A 20,577-nucleotide genomic window follows, 5' to 3' on the forward strand; every position below is an offset into this window, starting at 1 on the left:
GTCACACCGTCTCTTCCGCGCGGGCGGCCGCGAGGCGGACCGCGTCGAGGATCTTCTCGTAGCCGGTGCAGCGGCAGAGGTTGCCGGAGAGCGCCTCGCGGATGTCCGCGTCGGACGGCTCCGCGTTGCGTTCCAGCAGCTCGTCGGCGGCCACCAGCAGGCCGGGGGTGCAGAAGCCGCACTGGACGGCGCCGGCGTCGATGAACGCCTGCTGGATCGGGGAGAGTTCGCCGGTGTTCCGGGACTGTTCGGCGGCCGGCTTGGCCTCCCACCGGCGGGCCTGGTCGAGCGAGGTGCCGCAGGCGCCGGGGGCGCAGCCACTGCCGGGGTGTGCCTCGGACCGGTGGGCGGCGAAGTCGGCGAGGCCCTCCACGGTGACGACCTCGCGGCCCTCCACCTGGCCTGCGGCGACCAGGCAGGAGCAGACCGGGACGCCGTCGAGGCGGACCGTGCAGGAGCCGCACTCGCCCTGCTCGCAGGCGTTCTTGGAACCGGGGAGGCCCATCCGCTCGCGCAGCACGTAGAGGAGGGACTCGCCCTCCCAGACGTCGTCGGCCTCGTGCTTACGGCCGTTGACCGTGAAATTGACGCGCATGATCAGGCAGCTCCTTCGGTGCTGCGGCCGTTGCCGCGGTACGACTCCCAGGTCCAGCCGAGGGTGCGGCGGGCCATGATTCCCACCGCGTGCCTGCGGTAGCTCGCGGTGCCGCGCACATCGTCGATCGGGTTGCAGGCGCCGGCGGCGAGCGTGGCGAACTGCGCGGCGATGGACGGCGTGATGATCGTGCGGCTGTCCCAGAACCCGCCCTCTTCGAGCGCGGCGTTCAGGAATTCCTCCGCCTCCTTCGCCCGGACGGGTGTCGGGGCGGCTGAGCCGATGCCGGTACGGACCGTGCGGGTCTCGGGGTGCAGGGCCAGGCCGAAGGCGCAGACGGCGATGACCATCGCGTTGCGGGTGCCGACCTTGGAGTACTGCTGGGGCCCGTCGGCCTTCTTGATGTGCACGGCCCGGATCAGCTCGTCCGGTTCGAGGGCGTTGCGCTTGACGCCGGTGTAGAAGGCGTCGATCGGGATCATCCGGGTGCCGCGCACGGACTCGGCCTCGACCTCGGCGCCCGCGGCGAGCAGCGCCGGGTGCGCGTCACCGGCGGGCGACGCGGTGCCGAGGTTGCCGCCGACGCCGCCGCGATTGCGGATCTGCGGCGATGCGACGGTGTGCGAGGCGAGCGCCAGACCGGGCAGCTCGGCCCGCAGGTGCTCCATGATGTGGCTGTACGGCACGGAGGCGCCGAGCCGCACGTTCTCCTGGCCCACCTCCCACTCGGACAGCTCACCGATGCGGTTCAGGTCCAGGAGGTACTCGGGCCGCCGGTGGTCGAAGTTGATCTCGACCATCACATCGGTGCCGCCCGCGATGGGCACAGCCGTCGGGTGCTCGGCCTTGGCGGCGAGCGCCTCCTCCCAGCTGGCGGGGCGAAGGAAGTCCATGAGTGGCTCTCTTCTTCTCAATCGGGTCGTTCGCTGGGGCTGGGGACGGCCGGCCCTCGATTGGCTCGTTCATGTGCTGTTAACGCGGTGTGTGGCCCAGTACACAACCGGGACTCCACGCGGTGCAGTCACCGAAACCATGAAGGAGTTGGCTGGTCTCCGTCCTCGTCTTGTAGATTCGAACGAATGGCGGGGCTCAGTAACCTCACCGCAATACCCAGTTTTCACCCGCACCAACGAAAGAGATCGGCGGCAACGACATGCGGCTGCGCGCACTGCTGGAAACCGATGCGCTGGGCCTGCGGCTGCTCGGCGGCGAGGACGAACTCGACCGGTCCGTCCGCGGCGTCATGACCACCGACCTGCGGGACCCGAGCCGCTATCTGACCGGCGGCGAACTGGTCCTGACCGGCCTGGCCTGGCGCCGGGACGCGGCGGACTCGGAGCCGTTCGTACGGATCCTCACGGGCGCCGGGGTCGCCGGGCTCGCGGCGGGCGAGGCGGAACTCGGCGAGATCCCGGGCGATCTGATCGAGGCGTGCGAGCGGCATCACCTGCCGCTCTTCGCCGTCCATGAGACCGTCGCGTTCGCAACGATCACCGAGTACGTGGTGCGTCAGGTCTCCGGGGAGCGGGCGGGTGATCTGGCGGCGGTCGTCGACCGGCACCGCAGGCTGATGACCTCCGGTCCGGCCGGTGGCGGGCCCGAGGTGGTCCTCGACCTGCTCGGCTCCGACCTCGACCTGCATGCCTGGGTGCTCTCCCCCACCGGCCGGCAGATCGCGGGCGCCGGTGCGCCGCTGCCCGGACCGGTGGGCCCGACGCTGGCGGGCCACCATCTGGCCGCCACCCGCACCGGCCGCCGGGGTCCGCACCGGGCCACGGTCGACGGCGTCACCTATTCGCTGTTCCCGATCCGCAACACCGGCCGGGGCGCGGCCCCCGCCTCCCGCGACGTCCGCGAGTCGGTGCTCTCCGACTGGCTGCTCGCCGTCGAGGCCGACGCGGGCGACTGGCCGGCCGCCCGACTGGACCTGCTCCAGGGCGTCACCCAGCTGATCGCGGTCGAACGGGACCGGCGCGACGCGGCCCGTACGGTACGCCGCAGGCTCGCCCAGGAGGTCCTGGAACTGGTCCAGACGGGCGCCGCGCCCGCCGAGATCGCGGCCAGGCTGCGGGTCGCCGCCCCGGTCCTGCTGCCCGGCCTGGGTACCGCCCCGCACTGGCAGGTCGTGGTGGCGCGGGTCGACTGGGGCGCGGAGGGCGCGCCGGACTCCACGGGTGGTCCGGTCACATCCGGCATCGCGGGCGGCCCGGTCGCCCAGGCGCTGCTCGAGGAGATCCTCGTCGACCCGGCGGTCACCGGCCCCGACTCCGCCGACCGGATCGCGGTCGCGCACACCGGCGACGAGGCCATCGCCCTCGTACCGCTGCCCGCCCGCGCCGCATCGCCTGCCGACGCCACGGACCTGCCGGAGGCCGGCGACGCAGGCGGTGCGGCGACGGCCAAGGACGACCCGGCGCTGCACGCGGACGCACTGCTCGCCACCGTTCGCGAACCGCTCTCCGCGGGCCTCGCCGACGACGGCCGCCTGACACTGGGTGTCAGCGCCGCCGTGCACTCCCCCGAGGGGCTCCGCGGCGCCCTGGAGGAGGCCCGGCACGCGCGCCGGGTGGCGGCGGCCCGTCCGGGCCGGGTCTGCGCGGCCGGCCACCACGAGCTGGCCTCGCACGTCCTGCTGCTGCCGTTCGTCCCCGACGATGTGCGTCGTGCGTTCACCGCACGGCTGCTCGACCCGCTGCGCGACTACGACCGGCGCCACCGCGCCGAACTCATCCCGACGCTGGAAGCGTTCCTGGACTGCGACGGCTCGTGGACCCGCTGCGCGGCCCGGCTGCACCTGCACGTCAACACATTGCGCTACCGGGTCGGGCGAATCGAGCAGTTGACGGGGCGTGACCTTTCCCGCCTGGAGGACAAGCTCGATTTCTTCCTGGCCCTGCGTATGAGCTGACTCCGCGGACCTGCCACAGCCCTCCCCGCGACCGACCGATTGTGAATTCATTCACCTGACCCCTTGGCCCGGCGTGCCATTCCGTGCTGAGATGCCGCCAGACTCAACAGCTCAATGGCGCGCTCGGGGAGGGCAATGTGGCGTATACCGCCATGTCTGGTTCCGGAACGACAGCAGATGACGATCCGCCGCTCCAGACAGCGGTATGGCGGCTGCGGTCACGCGCCTGCTGGACGGACGCCGCTGCTCTGCTCGACCACGACGCCGCCACCGATCCGGCCGCGGCGCTCCAACGGACGGCGCTGCTGATCGAACGGTGCCTGTACACCGGCCAGGGCTGGACCGACGCCGAGGACGCCCTGCGCACCGCCGAGGCCCTCGCCCACGACGACGCCGAGCGTGGGGCCGCGGCTTGTGAACGGGGTCACCTGGCGTATGCGTCGACACTTCTCGGAGTACGGGACCGGGCCGACGAGGCCCGTGTCGCACTGAGCCGGTCCGCGGCCCTGCTCTCCCCAGCCGCCCCGGCGCGTCCGCTGCTCGACTTCCGCCGGGGCCTGATCGCGCAGAACATCGCCGACTCGCCGCAGGCCGCCCGCGCCGCGTACCGCAGGGCGCACGCCGGCGCCGTGGCCCAGGGCGACCAACTGCTGCTCTCCTCCACCTGGCGCCACCTCGCGCTGCTCTCGCTGCGCGAGGGCGAACTGGCCGAGGCCCGGCACGGGTTCGGCGAGTCGCTACGGATAAGGGAGGAGCTGGGCTATCTGGTCGGTACGGCCCCGGCCCTCATCGCCCTGGCGGATACCGAACCGGAACCGGAGGCGGCTGCGCGGCTGCGCGCCGAGGCGGGCCGCCTCTTCCGCCTCCTGGGCGGCGTCCCTACCTGGCTGGCCCCGCACCTGGACCCGCCCGCCCCGCAGACGGCCGAGGCGAACTGAGCACGGGCCCGCCACGGGGGACCGTCAGGCACGGCCCCTGACCGGGTCGCCGGGCTGCCGGCCCGCGTCGCTCCACTCGGGGGTCGGCGTCGGACGCGGCGGAGCGGGCGGCGGGGTCGGCCCGCGGTTCGGGTTCTGCGGTACCGCGGCGGCGGGCTTTCCGTTCTGCCCGCTGTTGTCGCGCCGGGGCGGCGTGACCGGGGATTTCGGCGGTGCGGGCTTCCTCGTCGGCGGCGCGGGGACGGCGACCGCAGCAGAGGCGGACGGGGTCGCGGAGTGCGTCGGCGAAGGCGCGGTGGAATCCGCAGGTGTACGGGTGGGGCTCACGCTCGTCGACGGCGTCGCGGGAGTGGGCGTCCCGGGAGGCTTCCCGGTGGACTTGCCGGACTCGGAGCAGCCCGCCGCGGCCAGCGCCAGTCCCAGCACCACCAGCGCGGACACCGGCCAAGGCCCTCGGCTCCGTATCATCCCGCCCCCTCGAAAACGATCATGCGATGAGAGGCACAGAGTATCCACAGCGGTCCGTGGAGGTGGCGGCAGCCCGGACGAGAAAGGTCAGCGGTCCGCGCCGGTGAAGTGTTCGCGCACCAGTGACTGCACGACGGGCAGATCCTCGGCGATCAGCGCGTCGAGCAGCGCGGTGTGTTCCACGGCGTCGGCGAGAAGGTCGGCCCGGCGGGTGGCCGGGTTGTGCCCCAAGGGCCACTGGGAGCGGCGGTGCAGGTCGTCGGCGACCATCACGAGTTGCTGATTGCCGGAGAGCGCGAGGACCGCTCGGTGGAAGGCCCGGTCGGACTCCGCGTAGCTCGCCCGGTCGCCCACCGCGGCGGCCGCGACCGTGGCATCGGCCAGCGGGCGCAGGGCCGTCCACCGGGCCTGGTCCACGGTGCGGGCCAGCCGCAGCATGACGGGGACCTCGATCAGGGCGCGCACCTCGGCCAGCTCGGCCAGCTCCTGCGGGCCGCGCTCGGCGACCCGGAAGCCCCGGTTCGGGACGACCTCCACGGCACCCTCGATGGCGAGTTGCTGCATCGCCTCACGGACCGGCGTCGCCGAGACACCGAAGCGGGCGCCGAGCACCGGGGCGGAGTAGACCTGACCCGGCAGCAGCTCACCGTCGACGAGGGCGGCGCGCAGTGCGTCCAGGATCTGCCCGCGTACGGAGTGCCGCTGCACCACGACGCGGGGCACGGGCGGCTCGCAGTGGGTGTGCTCCCCGCGGGCCTGCTCGCCGCGCGGCTGTTCACCGGGTGACTGCGCACCGGGTGGCTGCTCCTCCCGCGTCCGCTGAGCGCGCGACTGCCCGGGCACCCGGTCGGCATCCGCGGCCGACCGGGCGGCTGCGGATGCCGTGGGCGTGTACGGCGGACGCATCTGCTGATGCGCTCTGCCCTGCTCCACTCCGACCTCCTCGGCCTGCTCCGGGCCGGCCCGCCTGCGCCGTGCCTCCCGTGCACGATAGGCGGAGGAGGGCGCAGTTCAAACATCGATCTCTTCGGGTAAGGTAAGGCTAACCTGCAAACGATCGCGATTCGGTGGTCCCTGCATGACCCTCCCCACCCTGCTTCCCGGCACAACGACGTCCGCCGTGTCGGACGCGTACGCCCGCCTGACCGAGGTCTTCCCCGGGCTGCGTGCCGAGGTCCTCGGGGACGACGAGCCGGCTCCGTCGGGCGTCGGCTGGGTGTGGGCGCACGAACTCGCGGCCGGCGGCGCCGCCCTGGACACGTTCCTCGCCTGGGACAACGCGCAGGTGCTGCGGGACTACGGAAAGCAGGCCCGGCCCGATGTGGTCGCCAGCTTCGGCCTGCACCGCTACGCCTGGCCCGCATGTCTGCTGGTGACAGTGCCGTGGTTCCTGCACCGGCGGGTGCCGCGGATCCCCGTCGAGGACGTGGCGTTCCAGCGGACCCTGGGTCATCTGACCGTGCGCGTACGGGAGTTCACCTGCCTGCCGGACGACCCGGCGGCCGCGCTGCCGGGGGCCAGGGTGGTGGCGGACGAGGCGGCACTGCGGGCCGAGGTGCTGGCCGCGGTGGCCGAACACATCGGTCCGGTGCTCGACGGCTTCGGCCCCCGGATGCGCCGCGGCAAGCGGGCGCTGTGGGGCATGGCGACGGACGAGATCGTCGAGGGCCTCTGGTACATCGCCCATCTGCTCGGCGAGGAGGGGCGGGCGATGACCGAGCTGGAGGAGCTCCTGCCGGGCACCATCAAACCGTATGTCGGCACGGCGGGCTTCCGCGAACTGACCGGGCCGAACGGCGAGTCGCTGCCCACCCGCGACCGGGCCAGCTGCTGCCTCTTCTACACGCTGCGGCCCGAGGACACCTGCGTCACCTGCCCGCGCACGTGCGACGCCGACCGGGTACGGAAGCTGACGCCCGCCTGATCCGTACCGCCCCCGCACGGGTGGCGAGATTCGAACGCAACTCGGTTGCCGCAGACGGGCGTTCGAGGAGTTGCGGCCCATCCGTACGCCCCGTCGCCCCAATGGCATTCTCTTGCCCCGAAACCCCCTGAGCCCGAAGGGATTTCCGCCACTATGGCGCCCGAAACCCCTAACGCGATGCAAGGGACCGCGCATGAGACTGACCGACATATCGCTGAACTGGCTACTTCCGGGCGCAGTCCTGCTCGTGGGGGTCATGGCGGCGGTGGCGATGGTCGCGCGCGGCAAGCGCGCCGCTGACAAGTCCGCGGCCGACGACAGCTGGGAACGCAGCGAGGACCGGCGCAGGCGCAAGGAGGCGCTCTACGCCACCGCCTCGTACGTGCTGCTGTTCTGCTGCGCGGCAGTCGCCGCCGCGCTCTCCTTCCATGGACTGGTCGGCTTCGGCCGGCAGAACCTCAGCCTCTCCGGAGGCTGGGAGTACCTCGTCCCGTTCGGCCTCGACGGGGCGGCGATGTTCTGCTCCGTGCTCGCCGTGCGCGAGGCCAGCCACGGTGACGCGGCGCTCGGCTCGCGGCTGCTGGTGTGGACGTTCGCGGGTGCGGCCGCCTGGTTCAACTGGGTGCACGCACCGCGCGGCATGGACCACGCGGGCGCCCCGCACTTCTTCGCGGGGATGTCGCTGTCCGCGGCGGTGCTCTTCGACCGGGCGCTGAAGCAGACCCGCCGGGCCGCGCTGCGCGAACAGGGCCTGGTGCCCCGGCCGCTGCCGCAGATCCGGATCGTACGGTGGCTGCGCGCACCCCGGGAGACCTTCGGTGCCTGGTCGTTGATGCTGCTGGAGGGCGTACGCACGCTGGACGAAGCAGTCGACGAGGTACGCGAGGACCGGCGGGAGAAGGAGCAGAACCGTCTCCGCCGGAGGGACCAGGAGAAGCTGGACCGGGCCCACATCAAGGCCCTGAACCGGCAGAACCGGGCCTGGGGCCGGGCCGGCCGGGGCGGTGCCCAGGTCGACGTACCGGCCATCGCCCCGGCGGCGGGCTCCGCACAGTCCGTCGCGGAACCCGCCATACCGGAGCCGGGACAGCTGCCTCTGCGACCCAGACCATCCCTGCAAGCCGTGAACGGCACGAGCTCGAAGGGCTCCCCGGACCGGAGCACAGGTGATCCGAGAACCGTCGACCTCACCGCCGAGGACGACACCCAGGCCCTGCCCCGGCTCGACTCGCTGGAGCGGAAACTCAAGGACCTGGAGCAGCAGTTCGGCTGATCGAGACCCGGTCCGCGGCACCCGGACGGTCAACGTCCGTGCAGCTCAAGGCGGAAGGCCCTGTCCCGGCATCCGACTCGTCCGGACTCCCAGGCCCCTCAGGGCCTTCCGCCGTCCAGTTCGAACCAGACCACCTTGCCCAACGCGTGCGCCTTCACGCCCCACGCGTCCGCGAGGCTCTGCACCAGGATCAACCCCCTGCCGTGCGTACCGTCGTCGGCGTTCGGTACGTACGACATGGGCAGTCCGGATACGAAATCCCGCACCTCGACCCGCAGGGTCGCCGGCACCACGGTCACTGTGACGACCGCGCCGTGCCGCGTATGGACCAGAGCGTTCGTCACCAGTTCGCTCAGCAGGAGCTCCGCCACTTCGGCCGACTCCTCGTGCCATCGGTATCGTAGGAATTCCCGCAGCGCACAGCGCACTTCGGAGATGTCCGCCAGATCGGTACGAGCCAGTCTGCGGTGCATTCGAATCAGCTGCTGACGCTCCATCGTTTCCCCCGCGTGCACAGTGAATCACCCCCTTCTCGTCGAACACCTTCCCGGGATGCATGCCCCGCACGCGGGCTGTCACGCTTGTCGACTCATCAATAAGCACATATGGGGACGGGGCAGCCCTCATGACCTCGGAAACACGGCCGACACATTCCCGTTGTCCCGATTAACTTCCAAAAAATTCACACGAGTTGGCGTTGACGAGGACATGTCTACGCGCGTCATCATGGTGAACATGCGAATCCCCCCACGGATCACAACGCTCGGCGGTGTCGCCGCCCTCCTGTCCGTCCTCTTCGTCGGCGGTCCGATCACGGCGTCCGCCACCGCCGCCACCACATCGGTCGGCAGCATCTGCTACTCGGACCTGCCGTCCCAGGCACACGACACCCTCGATCTCATCGAGGCGGGCGGCCCCTTCCCCTACTCGCAGGACGGCATCGTCTTCCAGAACCGGGAAGGCGTGCTGCCCAGCCGGAACACCGGCTACTACCACGAGTACACGGTGATCACCCCGGGCTCGCCGACCCGCGGCGCGCGACGCATCGTCACGGGTGAGCAGAGCCAGGAGGACTACTACACGGCCGACCACTACGTCACGTTCGACCTCGTCGACTACGGCTGCTGAGGCTCCACCGACAGCACCCTCCGGACCGGTCCGCGCCGTAGCCCCCCACCTGCGGCGCGGATCACCGGACCGACGGGACGGCGGTGCCTTGTACGCTGCGCCCATGACCGTGACCTATGTGATCGACGGCTCCGAAGTCACCGGACTGGAACGGTTCTGGCAGGTGATCGGCGAGTCGGTGAACGGTCGCGGTGGCTACTTCGGCCGCAACCTCGACGCCTTCGCGGACTGTCTGAGCGGCGGCATGGGGACACCGGACGACGGCGACTTCGTCATCGAGTGGCGCGACCACGCAAGCTCCGCACACGCCCTTGGCCACGAGGAGACCGCACGCCACGTGCGCCGACTGCTCGGCCGGGCACACCCCACCAACCGGCCGGCCCTCCAGCGGAGACTGGACGAGGCACTGGCCGGACACGGTCCGACGCTGTTCGACCAACTGGTGGAGATCATCGAGGAGCGGACCGCGCCCGGCACACTGCGACTGCGCTGACCGTCGCCGCGCCTGCGGCCATGCACCCGCGCACCGAGTTCGTATGCCTCCGGTGCCCACCGGGGTACGTCGTCCGTCACGGACCCGCACCAGGGGTGCCCCGCGCGTCGCCGGGGAAGTGGTGCCATGAGCACCCCGCAGCCGCCGACCCCGAGGAGCCGTGATGCACGACGACCGCACGCTGGTGGAGGGACGCCTGGAGCGGGCCCTCCACCAATTCATCCGCCCCGCCCAGTACGCGGACCGGTCCCCGCTCGGCCTCTCGGTGTGGCATGCGCCGGGCGAGCCGGTGCCGGTGGCGGAGGCCATGAAGGGAACGTACGAGCCCTTCGCGACCGGAACCGAGTGGGGCAGGCCCTGGTCGACCAGTTGGTTCCGGCTGGAGGGCACGGTGCCCGAGGCGTGGGCGGGGCGCCATGTCGAGGTGGTGGTGGATCCTGGTTTCTCCGGTCAAGGGCCCGGCTTCCAGGCCGAGGGGATGCTGTACGACGACGGGGGCGTACCGCTCAAGGGCATCCATCCGCACAATCGCCATCTGACCGTCTCGGCCTCGGTGTCGGGCGGTGAGCCGGTCTCCTTGCTGCTGGAGGCGGCTGCCAACCCGGCCGTCCTGGAGCACGGCTTCGAGCCGACTCCGCTCGGTGACGTCCTGACGGCGGGCGACCGGCCGCTCTACAGGTTCGCCTCCGCGGACCTTGCCGTGCTGGACGAGGAGGTCTGGCATCTCGTCCTGGACATCGAGGTGCTGTCCGAGCTGATGCACGAACTGCCCGCCGACCGGTCGCGGCGCCACGAGATCCTGCGGGCGCTGGAGCGGATGCTCGACGCCCTGGACCTGCACGATGTGGCGGGCACGGCGGCCGCGGGCCGCGCCGAGCTGGCCGGGGCCCTGGCCCGCCCGGCGTCGGCGAGTGCGCACCGGATCTCGGCGGCCGGCCATGCGCACATCGACTCCGCGTGGCTGTGGCCGCTGCGCGAGACGGTGCGGAAGGCCTCGCGTACGTTCGCCAACGTCACCGCGCTCGCCCAGGACTATCCGGAGCTGGTCTTCGCGTGTTCGCAGGCCCAGCAGTACGCCTGGGTTCGTGATCATCAGCCGCATATCTGGGAGCGGATCAAGCGGGCGGTGGCGGACGGGCAGTGGGCGCCGGTCGGCTCGATGTGGGTGGAGTCCGATGCCAATATGCCGGGCGGCGAGGCGCTGGCGCGGCAGATCGTGCACGGGAAACGGTTCTTCGAGCAGGAGTTGGGGGTGGAGACGCAGGAGATCTGGCTGCCGGACTCCTTCGGCTACACGGCGGCCTTCCCGCAGCTGGCACGGCTGGCGGGGGTGAAGTGGTTCCTGACTCAGAAGCTGTCCTGGAACCAGACCAACAAGATGCCGCATCACACCTTCTGGTGGGAGGGGATCGACGGGACCCGTGTCTTCACCCACTTCCCGCCCGTCGACACGTACAACGCGAACTTTCACGCAAGTCAACTCGCGCATGCGGAGAAGAACTTCGCGGACAAGGGGCGGGCGACCCGGTCCCTGGTGCCGTTCGGCTGGGGTGACGGCGGGGGCGGTCCGACCCGGGAGATGCTGGAGAAGGCGCGCAGGCTGCGGAATCTGGAGGGTTCGCCGCGGGTCGAGATCGAGAAGCCGTCGGCGTTCTTCGCGGCGGCCGAGGAGGAGTACGCGGAGCAGGCACCGGTCTGGTCCGGCGAGCTGTACCTGGAGCTGCACCGGGCGACGTACACCACTCAGGCCAAGACCAAGCAGGGCAACCGGCGCAGTGAACACCTTTTGCGTGAGGCCGAGTTGTGGGCGACGGCGGCGGCCCTGCGGGCACCCGGATACGCGTATCCGTACGAGACGCTGGACCTGGTGTGGAAGACGGTCCTGCTGCATCAGTTCCATGACATCCTGCCGGGCTCGTCGATCGCGTGGGTGCACCGCGAGGCCCGTGACACGTACGAACAGGTGCGGGCGGAGCTGGCGGACCTGGTGGCGGACGCGGTGACGGAACTGGGCGCGGCAGATGGACTCGTTGCGCTCAACTCCTCGCCTTACGAGCGAAGTCAGGTGATCGAACTGGACGCGGAGGCAAGCGCGGTACTGCCGTCCGGTGCACAGGTGCAGCCGCTGGACGAGTGGCGTACGGCGGTGTTCGCCCGGTCGCCGGGGCTGGGCGCGGGGCTGCTCGACGGATCGGCGGTGCCGGAGCGGGAGGCGGTGGCGAGCCGCACGGCGGACGACGGGTTCGTCCTCGACAACGGGCTGCTGCGGGTCACCGTCGACCGCGACGGGCTGATCGCGGCCGTCCGCGATCTCGACGCGCATCGTGAGGTCATCGCCCCCGGCCACCGGGCCAACCTCCTTCAGCTGCACCCGGATCATCCCAACCACTGGGACGCCTGGGACATCGACCGGCACTACCGCCGCACCCGCACCGATCTGACCGATGCCGACTCGGTCGAGCTGATCGAGGAAGGGCCGCTGCGGACGGCGGTGCGCGTGGTGCGGACGTTCGGGAAGTCCCGGATCGTGCAGGAGATCCGGCTGGCCGCGGGCAGCCGGCAGATCGACATCGACACCGAGGTGGACTGGCAGGAGTCGGAGAAGGTCCTCAAGGTGGCCTTCCCGCTCGATGTGCATGCCGAACGGTCCACGTCCGAGATCCAGTTCGGCCACGTCCACCGGGCCACGCACGACAACACCGGCTGGGACGCGGCCCGTTTCGAGATCTGTGCACACCGCTGGCTGCGGGTCGCCGAGCCGGGGTACGGAATCGCGGTGCTCAACGACTCGACGTACGGACACGATGTGACCCGGACCCCGCACGAGTCGGGTCTCGCCACGACCGTACGGCTGACGCTGCTGCGCGCGCCGCACAGCCCGGACCCGGAGACCGACCTCGGCACGCACCGGTTCCGGTACGCGCTGGCGCCCGGGGCGGAGGTCACGGACGCGGTCCGCGCGGGGCTCGCGCTCAATCTGCCGCTGCGGGCGGCGGTGGCCCCGGTGGTGCCGTCACTGGTCACCACCGGGCATCCGGCGGTGACCGTGGAGTCGGTGAAGCTGGCCGAGGACCGCAGCGGCGATGTGATCGTGCGGCTGTACGAGTCGGCGGGCGGCCGGGCCGCGGCGACGCTCCGGGTCGGCTTCCCCGTCGTACGGGCGCAGATCACCGACCTGCTGGAGCGGCCCCTGCACGAGGCAACGGCCGATGAGCACGGTCTCGTACTGGCGCTGCGGCCGTTCCAGATCCTGACGGTACGGCTGACTCCGGCCTGAGCGACCGCCCCGCCCCCGGACCGGCTCAGAGCCTGTCGGGTGACCTTCGATCGGAGAGCGGACGCGGCATGGTGCGTGCGATTCCAAGGCGCCGGGATGGCCTCGTAGCGGAGCTACTAGGGCATTTCGGCAACGCCGGAAGCGTGCGTGCCAGGGCGTGGCCGCCCGATCAGAGGTCACCCGGCAGGCTCTCAGGGGCGGGGCACGTTCCGCAGGTTGGAGCGGGCCATCTGAAGCATCCGGCCCACACCTCCGTCCAGCACGATCTTGCTGGCGGAGAGCGCGAACCCGGTCACCATCTCCGCGCTGATCCTCGGCGGGATGGAGAGCGCGTTGGGATCGGTGACGACGTCGATCAGGGCCGGGCCCTTCTGCTTGAAGGCGTCCTTGAGGGCGCCTTCGAGCTGTTTGGGCTTCTCGACCCGTACGCCGTACGCCCCGGCGGCCCGCGCGATCGCGGCGAAGTCCGGGTTCTTGTTGGTCGTACCGAACGACGGCAGACCGGCGACCAGCATCTCCAGCTCCACCATGGAGAGCGCAGAGTTGTTGAACAGGACCACCTTCACCGGCAGGTCGTACTGGACGAGGGTCAGGAAGTCGCCCATCAGCATGGTGAATCCGCCGTCGCCGGACATCGACACGACCTGCCGGTTCCGGTCGACGAACTGGGCGCCGATGGCCTGCGGCAGCGCGTTGGCCATCGAACCGTGGCTGAACGAACCGATCACCCGGCGCTTGCCGTTCGGCGACAGATAGCGGGCTGCCCAGACATTGCACATCCCGGTGTCGACGGTGAACACGGCATCGTCGTCGGCGAGTTCGTCGAGCACCGAGGCGACGTACTCCGGATGGATCGGGATGTGTTTCTCGACCTTGCGGGTGTACGCCTTGACCACGCCCTCCAGCGCTTCGGCGTGCTTCTTCAGCATCCGGTCGAGGAACTTCCGGTCGGTCTTGGCCTTCACCCGCGGCGTCAGACAGCGCAGCGTCTCGCGGACATCGCCCCACACCGCCAGATCCAGCTTGGAGCGGCGGCCCAGGTTCTCGGGGCGCACATCGACCTGGACGATCTTCACATCGGTGGGCAGGAAGGCGTTGTAGGGGAAGTCGGTGCCGAGCAGGACCAGCAGATCGCACTCATGGGTCGCCTCGTACGCGGCGCCGTAGCCGAGCAGTCCGCTCATGCCGACGTCGTACGGGTTGTCGTACTGGATCCACTCCTTGCCCCGCAACGCGTGCCCGACCGGGGCCTTCACCCGCTCGGCGAACTCCATGACCTCGGCGTGGGCGCCGGCGGTGCCGCTACCGCAGAAGAGGGTCACCCGCTTCGCCTCGTCGACCATCCGGCAGAGCTTCTCGATCTCCTCGTCGCCGGGCCGTACCGTCGGCCGCGAGGTGACCAGGGCATGCTCGATCGACTTCTCCGGCGCCGGCTGGGAGGCGATGTCACCCGGCATCGAGACCACGCTGACGCCGCCTCGGCCGATCGCGTGCTGAATCGCCGTCTGGAGCAGCCGCGGCATCTGCTGCGGATTGGAGATCATCTCGTTGTAGTGGCTGCATTCCTGGAAGAGCAGATCCGGATGCGTCTCCTGGAAGTAGCCGAGACCGATCTCGCTCGACGGGATGTGCGAGGCGAGGGCGAGGACGGGGGCCATGGAGCGGTGGGCGTCGTAGAGGCCGTTGATGAGGTGCAGATTGCCGGGGCCGCAGGAGCCTGCGCAGGCCGCCAGGCTGCCGGTGATCTGGGCCTCGGCACCGGCGGCGAACGCGGCGGTCTCCTCGTGCCTGACCTGGATCCACTCGATGGCGGAGTTGCGGCGGATGGCGTCGACGACCGGGTTGAGGCTGTCGCCGACGACGCCGTAGAGCCTCTTGACTCCCGCCCGGACGAGAATGTCGACGAACTGCTCCGACACGTTCTGCTTGGCCATGGGTGCGTATCCTCTCCGCGCCGGCAGCGCGCGCTAGGACTCCATCAACCCATGGCCCGCACGGTTACGCCTCCCAGACGCCGACACTCGTGCGGTCGTCGGCGTACCCCTTCACCCTGAGTTGGGTGTCCGCGAGGAAGGCCGCCAGGCCGGGCGGTTCCTGGGGCGTCCAGCGTTCGGCGAGCTCGTCGGCGAGGGCGGGCTCGCCGCGCAACGGCTCGGCCAGCCCGGTGCTGCAGAGCAGCAGCGTGTCCCCCGGTCGGGCCACCGAGGCCCGGAACCGGAAGGGCTCCGCGGGCGGCGGGGGCGGGCTCTCGATGTACGGGGACGGCGGTGTCGTGATCCCCAGGTCCATGGTCAGCCGGTCGCCGTGCGGCCCGCTCTCGGGGGACGCGGATCCGAAACCGACGACGGGCTCCCCGGTGACGGCCCCGGGCGCCGGAACGTCCGGTTCGAGGTCCCGCCAGACGCCGTCGCGCAGCCGGAAGAGCCCGCCGCCGCCCACTCCGAAGAAGACCCGGGTGCGGCAGTCGGGGTCGGCCGACAGCAGCAGGCAGCGCAGGCCCGCGGTGTACTCGTGCGGTTCGAGCCCCAACTCGGCGGCGCGGGCGCGGAGCCTGCCGTAGCTGCGGTCGGTGAGGCGGTGCAGACCGGATTTGAGGTCGCCCCGGCGGCCTGCCCTTATGTCCTCGGCAAGCCGGGCGTGGCTGCGGCCGACGGCTCCGCCGATCCAGCGGCAGGCGTCGGCGGCCGCGAGATGGGCGCCCTCGGCGGCGCGGGCTCCGCTGGCGACGGCGACGAGTACGAGGGCGTTCTCGGCGGCGCCGAAGCGCACGGTGAGCAGGGCGTCACGCCGGGGCTCGCCGCGGAACCGCGCGGAATCCCCACGCACCGAGGCGGCCCGCAGGGTGTACGTGCCGTACCTGGCCCCGTCGAGCACGGTGTCGGCGACGAGCGCGTCGAGTTCCTGGGGTGTGGTGGCGGGCAGGGCGGTGGGCTCGGCGTCGTAGGTGGGCGGCCGGTCCCCTACATACATGAGTCCGGGGCGGGATGCGGGTCCGGGAGCCACCGGGTCCGGGCCGGCCGGGGTGGCTCCGGAGCCGGAACCGGTCGCCCCTGCAGGTGCGGACTCCTCCGGGGCCTCGGCCCGATCTGCGACCGGCCGCCTCGGCAGAGGCGGCACGTGCTCGGGCGGAGGCGGGACCGGGACGGGTGGTGGGGCGGGGACCGGAGGCGGGACCGGAGGCGGGACCGGGACGGGTGGTGGGGCCTGAGCCGGGACGGGTGGTGGGGCCGGGACGGGTGGTGGTCCATCGACGATCCCCGGCCGCTCGGCGCCGGGCGGCGGGGCCGGGGGCGGCGCATCGACGAGCGGCGGCGCAGGAGCCGGCGGTGCGGCGAAGGTTCGTGGCTGTGCGGCGCCGCGCGGTGGCTCCCACGGGGCGCGCTCGGCCTCCGTCGGCGGCTCCCACGGCGCGCGCTCCTGTACAGGTGGCTCCGGCGGTGTCCGAGGATCCGGCACGGCCGCGTCCACCCCTCCGTACCCGTCATCACGACCGGGCCCGCCCCGCCCCGCCGGACCCACCGCGTCCGAGGCCGAGTCGAAGCGGTCGTCGAGACTGTCGGCCGCGTTGGTCGACCCGGTGTCCGCGGCGGTTTCGTCGTACAGCCTGCGCCACCAGTCGTCCTCGTGGGCGGCGGGCCTCTCCCCCTGCTGACTCATGCCCTTATTGTCCACCGCACGGGCCGTACGAAAACGGGTCATCGGGAAAAAAGAGGTCCGCCGGGCGACCCCACCCCCCACGGGAAGGACGCCCGGCGGACCGGTTCCGGTGTGACCCCGGTCAGCGCACCGCGTATGCGTCGACGATGGTCTGGACGACGGAGTTGCCGTTGGCGTCCGTCAGTTCCGTCTTCAGCGTGACCGGCTTGCCGGCCGCGCCCGCGTGGTTCACGGTCGCGGTCCAACGTCCGTCCCGCTGTGCGGTGGTGGCCTGGGTCCAGGTCGTGCCACCGTCGTACGAGTACGAGACCTTGGCCGCGGTCAGCTTGCCGGGTGTGTAGCCCGCGTGACCGGTGACGCTCAGGCCGATCTTCTGACCGTCCTGCGCCGCCAGGGTCTTCATCCCGTCCGTCGCCAGGTCGTAGCCCGGGAAGAGGAGCGGGATGCCCTGAGAGTACGCGTTCTCGTCCCGCTTCGAACGGAATTTCCAGGTGGTCTCGGTCTGGGTGGACCGCTTCCACACTGCCGCGGGCGAACCGACCTTCATGGTGACCATGGTCAGTTCGTACGGTGCGTCCTCGGCCGGCACCTCGAACACGCCGGACGGGTATCCGGAGCTGCCGAAGTTCTTGTCGCCGCTGGTCAGCGTCATGTTGCCGAGGTCACCGAACGAGCCCTGGACACCACCGTGTTCGCTGTCCGCCCAGAAGCCCGGGGCGACGCCGATCAGGTTGTCCTGTCGCTCGGCGGCGAGCACCTCCTTGCCCTGGAGGTCGCGCGGAGTGGACGGGCCGACGATCCCCCGGTACCAGTTCTCCGTGCGCTGCGAGCCGGACTTGTAGGTGTGGGCCGGGTCGACCATGGACTCGCCCCAGGGGAAGCTGGAGGAGACGAAGCGCTCCCAGGCGTTGTCGCCCGCCGAGTAGTACTCGGTGCGCTTGCCCGGGACGGCGACGGTGTCGAACACGGCGGAGAAGCGCCCGCCGTACGGCCGGTCGATGACCAGCGAGTCGACGTAGTCGGCTGCCATGCCCATCGCCTCGTACGTGGCGGTGGACTTGCCGAGCTTGCTGTCACGGACCTTGTACGTACGGTCCGAGGTGACCGGGCCGGTCTCGGGGAAACCGAGGTTGTAGACGAACGGGCTGGCGGCGGTGGCCTTCCAGCCCAGAGTCACGGGACCGTCGGCGAGAGCGGCGGTCAGGCCGGCGGCCTCACTCGTCTCGATCGCCAGGGAGGGCAACGGCGCCGAACCGAAGCCGAGGGACGGCAGCCATGTGCCCGCGGACGGCCGGTACACGATGATCGCCTTGGCGCCGGCGGCCTTGGCGTTCCGCGCCTGGACGGACATGAATCCGTCGTCGGCGACCTTCACCAGAGCGATCTTGCCCGCGACGCCGGCGGCCTTCAGCTCGTCCGGAGTTCCGGTGCCCGCGTCGACGAGCGCGGCTTCGCCCGTACCGTCGAGGTTGACGGCGCCGGTGCTCGCCGTCTGCGGGTGCAGCTCGGCACCGCCGACGACCGAGAGCTTGTCGATCTGCGGGGCGTACGCACGCCAGAAGCTGGCGAACTCGAAGTCGCCGTCAGTGGCCCTGCCCTCGACGTCGGCCAGGTAGTTCTTCACGATGCGGCTGCCGGTGACGGAACCCGAGTGCAGCCAGACGTCGTCCCAGCTGCGGCCGAAGCTGAGGGTCGTGGAGCGGTTCTCGGACCTGCGGTCCTCGGTCTTCACCTGGAGCCGGTGGGCCTTGCGGGCGTCCAGTACCAGGGTGGTGTCCTTGGTGACGTTCAGCTGCGGCCTGGCGAGGTAGCCGACGGACTCGACCATCCTGCCGGTGGCGTCCTTCGGGTCCGGCGACATGACGAAGCTGGAGACGAAGTACGCGCCGGGGCGCACCTGGTACACCTGGTCGGCCGCCCCGTCGTTGAAGCGCCGCTCACCGCTGGCGGTGTCGGTGCCGATGACGTCCAGCGAGGAGGAACCCGCGGCGGGCTTGCCGGTGCGGTCGATGAGCTTGACGCGCAGAGTGACCGTCTCGGCGCCGACGTACAGCGAGAACGGGGTGGAAACCTTGACGCCGTCGGCGCCGGTGGCCAGTACGCGCCCGGTGACATCGCCGTACTGGGCGGCCTTCAGCTGCGCGGTCGGGTCGATGTGCAGCGGGACCTTGACGGTCGCTCCGGCCGGCACGGTGACACTGCTCGCGTCGAGCTTGGCGACGGAGGAGCGGACCGCCGAGCCGTCGTTGCCGGTGACGCCCTGGACCTTCAGCGACAGCTTCACCGGCTCGGTGCCGGAATTGGTGTACGGGACGTCGACCGTGGTGCGGTCGCTCCTGTCCTGCGGCCAGTTGAACGTACCGCCCTGGACGGCGGGGGCGCCGACGACGGTGGTGTCGATGGCGGCCTTGACGTCGAGGCGGCCGCCGCCGGTCTCCCGTACGTCACCGGGGATGTCGCTCTTCGCGGACGACACGAGGGCCGCCTTGATCTGCTGCGCGGTCCAGTCCGGGTGACGCTGCTTCACGATGGCTGCGGCGCCCGCGACATGCGGGGTGGCCATCGACGTACCGGACATCGACCGGTACGCGTACACTCCGCGGCCACCGGCCGCGGCGGCCGAGATGTTGACGCCGGGGGCGGAGATCTCGGGCTTGAGGGTGTGCGAGCCGATCACAGGTCCGCGGCTGGAGAACTGGGCCGTGGAGTCGTCGCGGTCGACGGCGCCGACGGTCAGCACGCTGGGGGCGCAGCCCGGCGAGGAGACGGTGTTCAGCGTCGGACCGGAGTTGCCGGCCGCGATGACGAACAGGGTGTCCTTGCTCTGGGCGAGCTCCTCGGCAGCGACACTCATCGGGTCGGTGCAGTCGGTCGGCGTCGGGCTCCCGAGACTCATCGAGACGACGTCGGCCTTCTGGTCGACGGCCCACTGCATACCGGCGATGATCCAGGACTCGGCGCCGGAACCGCTGTCGTTGAGGACCTTGCCCGCGAGCAGGTCGGCGCCCGGGGCGACGCCCTTCTTCTTGCCGTCGCTGGCCGCGCCGGAGCCGCCCACGGTGGAGATGGTGTGGGTGCCGTGGCCCTGCCTGTCGTCGGTGGTGTCGGAGTCGGTGAAGTTCTCCGAGGCGGCGATCCGGCCCTTGAGGTCGGGGTGTTCGGCGTCGACACCGGTGTCGAGGACGGCGACCTTGGTGCCCTTGCCGTCGTAACCGGCGGCCCAGGCGAGGTCGGCGCCGACCTGCTTGGTCGATTTGTCGAGAGTGGCCTGAACCTTGCGGTCGAGCCAGAGCTTCTTCAGACCGGAGACCGAGCGGGACCGGGTGTCGGTGACGTCCGACCAGAAGGCGGCGGCCTTCTCCTTGTCCGCCTTGAGCGCGACGCCGTCGATGGCGTCGAGTGCGAGTCCGCGCTTCGCACCGCGCGGGGTGACGGGCGCCGAGCGGGCCAGGTCCTTGCTGTACACCGCGATCAGCGGCAGCGACTTGGTGCTCGCGTCGTCATAGCCCTGACGGATCAGGCCGGTGACGTTGAAGAGTTCCTCGTCGACCTTGCCCGCGGCGAGCGCCCCGGTCGCGGTGTCCGGGTAGACGTACAGGTCCTTGCCGGACTGCCGGGTCTGGATGAGCGGCACGGTGCCGTCCTCGCGTGGCAGCGCGGTGGCGGACGCCGCCCCCGAACGGTCCGTGCTCACCAGAACCTTGTCCCCGGTGACCAGGGTGACGGTGACCGGCTTGCTGCCCTTCCCGGCAGCGGCAGCGGTGGCTGCCGCACTGCCGGTGAGCGGTCTTGTCGCGGCGGGCGCGTCCTGTGGCACGGCCACGGACGGCGCTACCACGGTGGCGGCCAGGACGGCGGCTGTCGCCGCTCCCAGCGCCGTACGCGATATCGGGCGCATCGCACTCCCCAGGTGATT

General features: G+C 71.1%; 15 protein-coding genes. 7 read left to right on the plus strand and 8 right to left on the minus strand.

Annotation, left to right across the window (positions count from 1 at the left end; all coding sequences use genetic code 11):
* Position 1: 1 nt before the first annotated feature.
* A complete protein-coding gene (locus OHA03_RS03060) occupies positions 2-595 on the minus strand; it encodes a (2Fe-2S)-binding protein (RefSeq protein WP_267000446.1) in 594 nt (197 codons plus the stop codon).
* Between the two features lie 2 nt (positions 596-597).
* Complete coding sequence (locus OHA03_RS03065) at positions 598-1,488, minus strand: xanthine dehydrogenase family protein subunit M (protein ID WP_267000448.1); 891 nt, start codon at positions 1,486-1,488, stop codon at positions 598-600.
* A gap of 260 nt (positions 1,489-1,748) precedes the next feature.
* Between OHA03_RS03065 and OHA03_RS03070 the strand changes: the two genes are divergently transcribed.
* A complete protein-coding gene (locus tag OHA03_RS03070; RefSeq protein ID WP_267000450.1) occupies positions 1,749-3,503 on the plus strand; it encodes a PucR family transcriptional regulator in 1,755 nt (584 codons plus the stop codon).
* A gap of 152 nt (positions 3,504-3,655) precedes the next feature.
* Positions 3,656-4,441 (plus strand): hypothetical protein, encoded by a 786-nt coding sequence (locus OHA03_RS03075; RefSeq protein WP_267000452.1) that lies wholly within the window; start codon positions 3,656-3,658, stop codon positions 4,439-4,441.
* A gap of 24 nt (positions 4,442-4,465) precedes the next feature.
* Here OHA03_RS03075 and OHA03_RS03080 read toward each other — a convergent pair whose 3' ends face one another.
* Both OHA03_RS03080 and OHA03_RS03085 read right to left on the minus strand, forming a co-directional pair.
* Positions 4,466-4,882, minus strand: coding sequence for a hypothetical protein (locus tag OHA03_RS03080; RefSeq protein ID WP_267000454.1), 417 nt, complete (start codon positions 4,880-4,882; stop codon positions 4,466-4,468).
* 114 nt (positions 4,883-4,996) lie between these two features.
* On the minus strand, positions 4,997-5,842 hold the full coding sequence (locus tag OHA03_RS03085) for a GntR family transcriptional regulator (protein ID WP_267000456.1): 846 nt from the start codon (positions 5,840-5,842) through the stop codon (positions 4,997-4,999).
* A gap of 145 nt (positions 5,843-5,987) precedes the next feature.
* Here OHA03_RS03085 and OHA03_RS03090 point away from each other — a divergent pair, with 145 nt between their 5' ends.
* A complete protein-coding gene (locus OHA03_RS03090) occupies positions 5,988-6,833 on the plus strand; it encodes a (2Fe-2S)-binding protein (RefSeq protein ID WP_267000458.1) in 846 nt (281 codons plus the stop codon).
* 193 nt (positions 6,834-7,026) lie between these two features.
* Positions 7,027-8,106, plus strand: coding sequence for a DUF2637 domain-containing protein (locus OHA03_RS03095; protein ID WP_267000460.1), 1,080 nt, complete (start codon positions 7,027-7,029; stop codon positions 8,104-8,106).
* A 98-nt stretch (positions 8,107-8,204) separates the two neighbouring features.
* On the opposite strand, the gene OHA03_RS03100 is transcribed toward OHA03_RS03095, so the two are convergent.
* Positions 8,205-8,567 carry an ATP-binding protein gene (locus OHA03_RS03100; protein WP_267007917.1) on the minus strand — a complete coding sequence of 121 codons (363 nt, stop codon included), beginning with the start codon at positions 8,565-8,567 and terminating at the stop codon, positions 8,205-8,207.
* A 274-nt stretch (positions 8,568-8,841) separates the two neighbouring features.
* Here OHA03_RS03100 and OHA03_RS03105 point away from each other — a divergent pair, with 274 nt between their 5' ends.
* The 3 genes from OHA03_RS03105 to OHA03_RS03115 all read left to right on the plus strand — a co-directional run bounded on the left by OHA03_RS03105 (position 8,842) and on the right by OHA03_RS03115 (position 13,004).
* Positions 8,842-9,234, plus strand: coding sequence for a ribonuclease domain-containing protein (locus tag OHA03_RS03105; protein WP_267000462.1), 393 nt, complete (start codon positions 8,842-8,844; stop codon positions 9,232-9,234).
* Positions 9,235-9,337: 103 nt separating this feature from the next.
* Positions 9,338-9,727 (plus strand): barstar family protein, encoded by a 390-nt coding sequence (locus tag OHA03_RS03110; RefSeq protein ID WP_267000464.1) that lies wholly within the window; start codon positions 9,338-9,340, stop codon positions 9,725-9,727.
* Positions 9,728-9,890: 163 nt separating this feature from the next.
* A complete protein-coding gene (locus tag OHA03_RS03115) occupies positions 9,891-13,004 on the plus strand; it encodes a glycoside hydrolase family 38 C-terminal domain-containing protein (RefSeq protein WP_267000466.1) in 3,114 nt (1,037 codons plus the stop codon).
* Between the two features lie 191 nt (positions 13,005-13,195).
* On the opposite strand, the gene OHA03_RS03120 is transcribed toward OHA03_RS03115, so the two are convergent.
* The 3 genes from OHA03_RS03120 to OHA03_RS03130 all read right to left on the minus strand — a co-directional run bounded on the left by OHA03_RS03120 (position 13,196) and on the right by OHA03_RS03130 (position 20,559).
* The gene (locus OHA03_RS03120) at positions 13,196-14,938 is read right to left on the minus strand and encodes a pyruvate dehydrogenase (RefSeq protein WP_267000468.1); all 1,743 of its coding nucleotides are present in this window, start codon (positions 14,936-14,938) and stop codon (positions 13,196-13,198) included.
* A gap of 64 nt (positions 14,939-15,002) precedes the next feature.
* Positions 15,003-16,661, minus strand: coding sequence for a protein phosphatase 2C domain-containing protein (locus OHA03_RS03125; protein WP_267000470.1), 1,659 nt, complete (start codon positions 16,659-16,661; stop codon positions 15,003-15,005).
* Positions 16,662-16,782: 121 nt separating this feature from the next.
* A complete protein-coding gene (locus tag OHA03_RS03130; protein ID WP_267000472.1) occupies positions 16,783-20,559 on the minus strand; it encodes a S8 family serine peptidase in 3,777 nt (1,258 codons plus the stop codon).
* Positions 20,560-20,577 lie beyond the last annotated feature (18 nt).

The organism is Streptomyces sp. NBC_00154, assembly GCF_026342835.1.
Classification (GTDB): Bacteria; Actinomycetota; Actinomycetes; order Streptomycetales; family Streptomycetaceae; genus Streptomyces.

Excerpts from the sequence above, each read along its gene's own strand:
- OHA03_RS03060 (WP_267000446.1), bottom strand. The coding sequence starts at position 595 with ATGCGCGTCAATTTCACGGTCAACGGCCGTAAGCACGAGGCCGACGAC.
- OHA03_RS03065 (WP_267000448.1), bottom strand. The coding sequence starts at position 1,488 with ATGGACTTCCTTCGCCCCGCCAGCTGGGAGGAGGCGCTCGCCGCCAAG.
- OHA03_RS03070 (WP_267000450.1), top strand. The coding sequence starts at position 1,749 with ATGCGGCTGCGCGCACTGCTGGAAACCGATGCGCTGGGCCTGCGGCTG.
- OHA03_RS03075 (WP_267000452.1), top strand. The coding sequence starts at position 3,656 with ATGTCTGGTTCCGGAACGACAGCAGATGACGATCCGCCGCTCCAGACA.
- OHA03_RS03090 (WP_267000458.1), top strand. The coding sequence starts at position 5,988 with ATGACCCTCCCCACCCTGCTTCCCGGCACAACGACGTCCGCCGTGTCG.
- OHA03_RS03095 (WP_267000460.1), top strand. The coding sequence starts at position 7,027 with ATGAGACTGACCGACATATCGCTGAACTGGCTACTTCCGGGCGCAGTC.
- OHA03_RS03105 (WP_267000462.1), top strand. The coding sequence starts at position 8,842 with ATGCGAATCCCCCCACGGATCACAACGCTCGGCGGTGTCGCCGCCCTC.
- OHA03_RS03110 (WP_267000464.1), top strand. The coding sequence starts at position 9,338 with ATGACCGTGACCTATGTGATCGACGGCTCCGAAGTCACCGGACTGGAA.
- OHA03_RS03115 (WP_267000466.1), top strand. The coding sequence starts at position 9,891 with ATGCACGACGACCGCACGCTGGTGGAGGGACGCCTGGAGCGGGCCCTC.
- OHA03_RS03120 (WP_267000468.1), bottom strand. The coding sequence starts at position 14,938 with ATGGCCAAGCAGAACGTGTCGGAGCAGTTCGTCGACATTCTCGTCCGG.
- OHA03_RS03125 (WP_267000470.1), bottom strand. The coding sequence starts at position 16,661 with ATGAGTCAGCAGGGGGAGAGGCCCGCCGCCCACGAGGACGACTGGTGG.
- OHA03_RS03130 (WP_267000472.1), bottom strand. The coding sequence starts at position 20,559 with ATGCGCCCGATATCGCGTACGGCGCTGGGAGCGGCGACAGCCGCCGTC.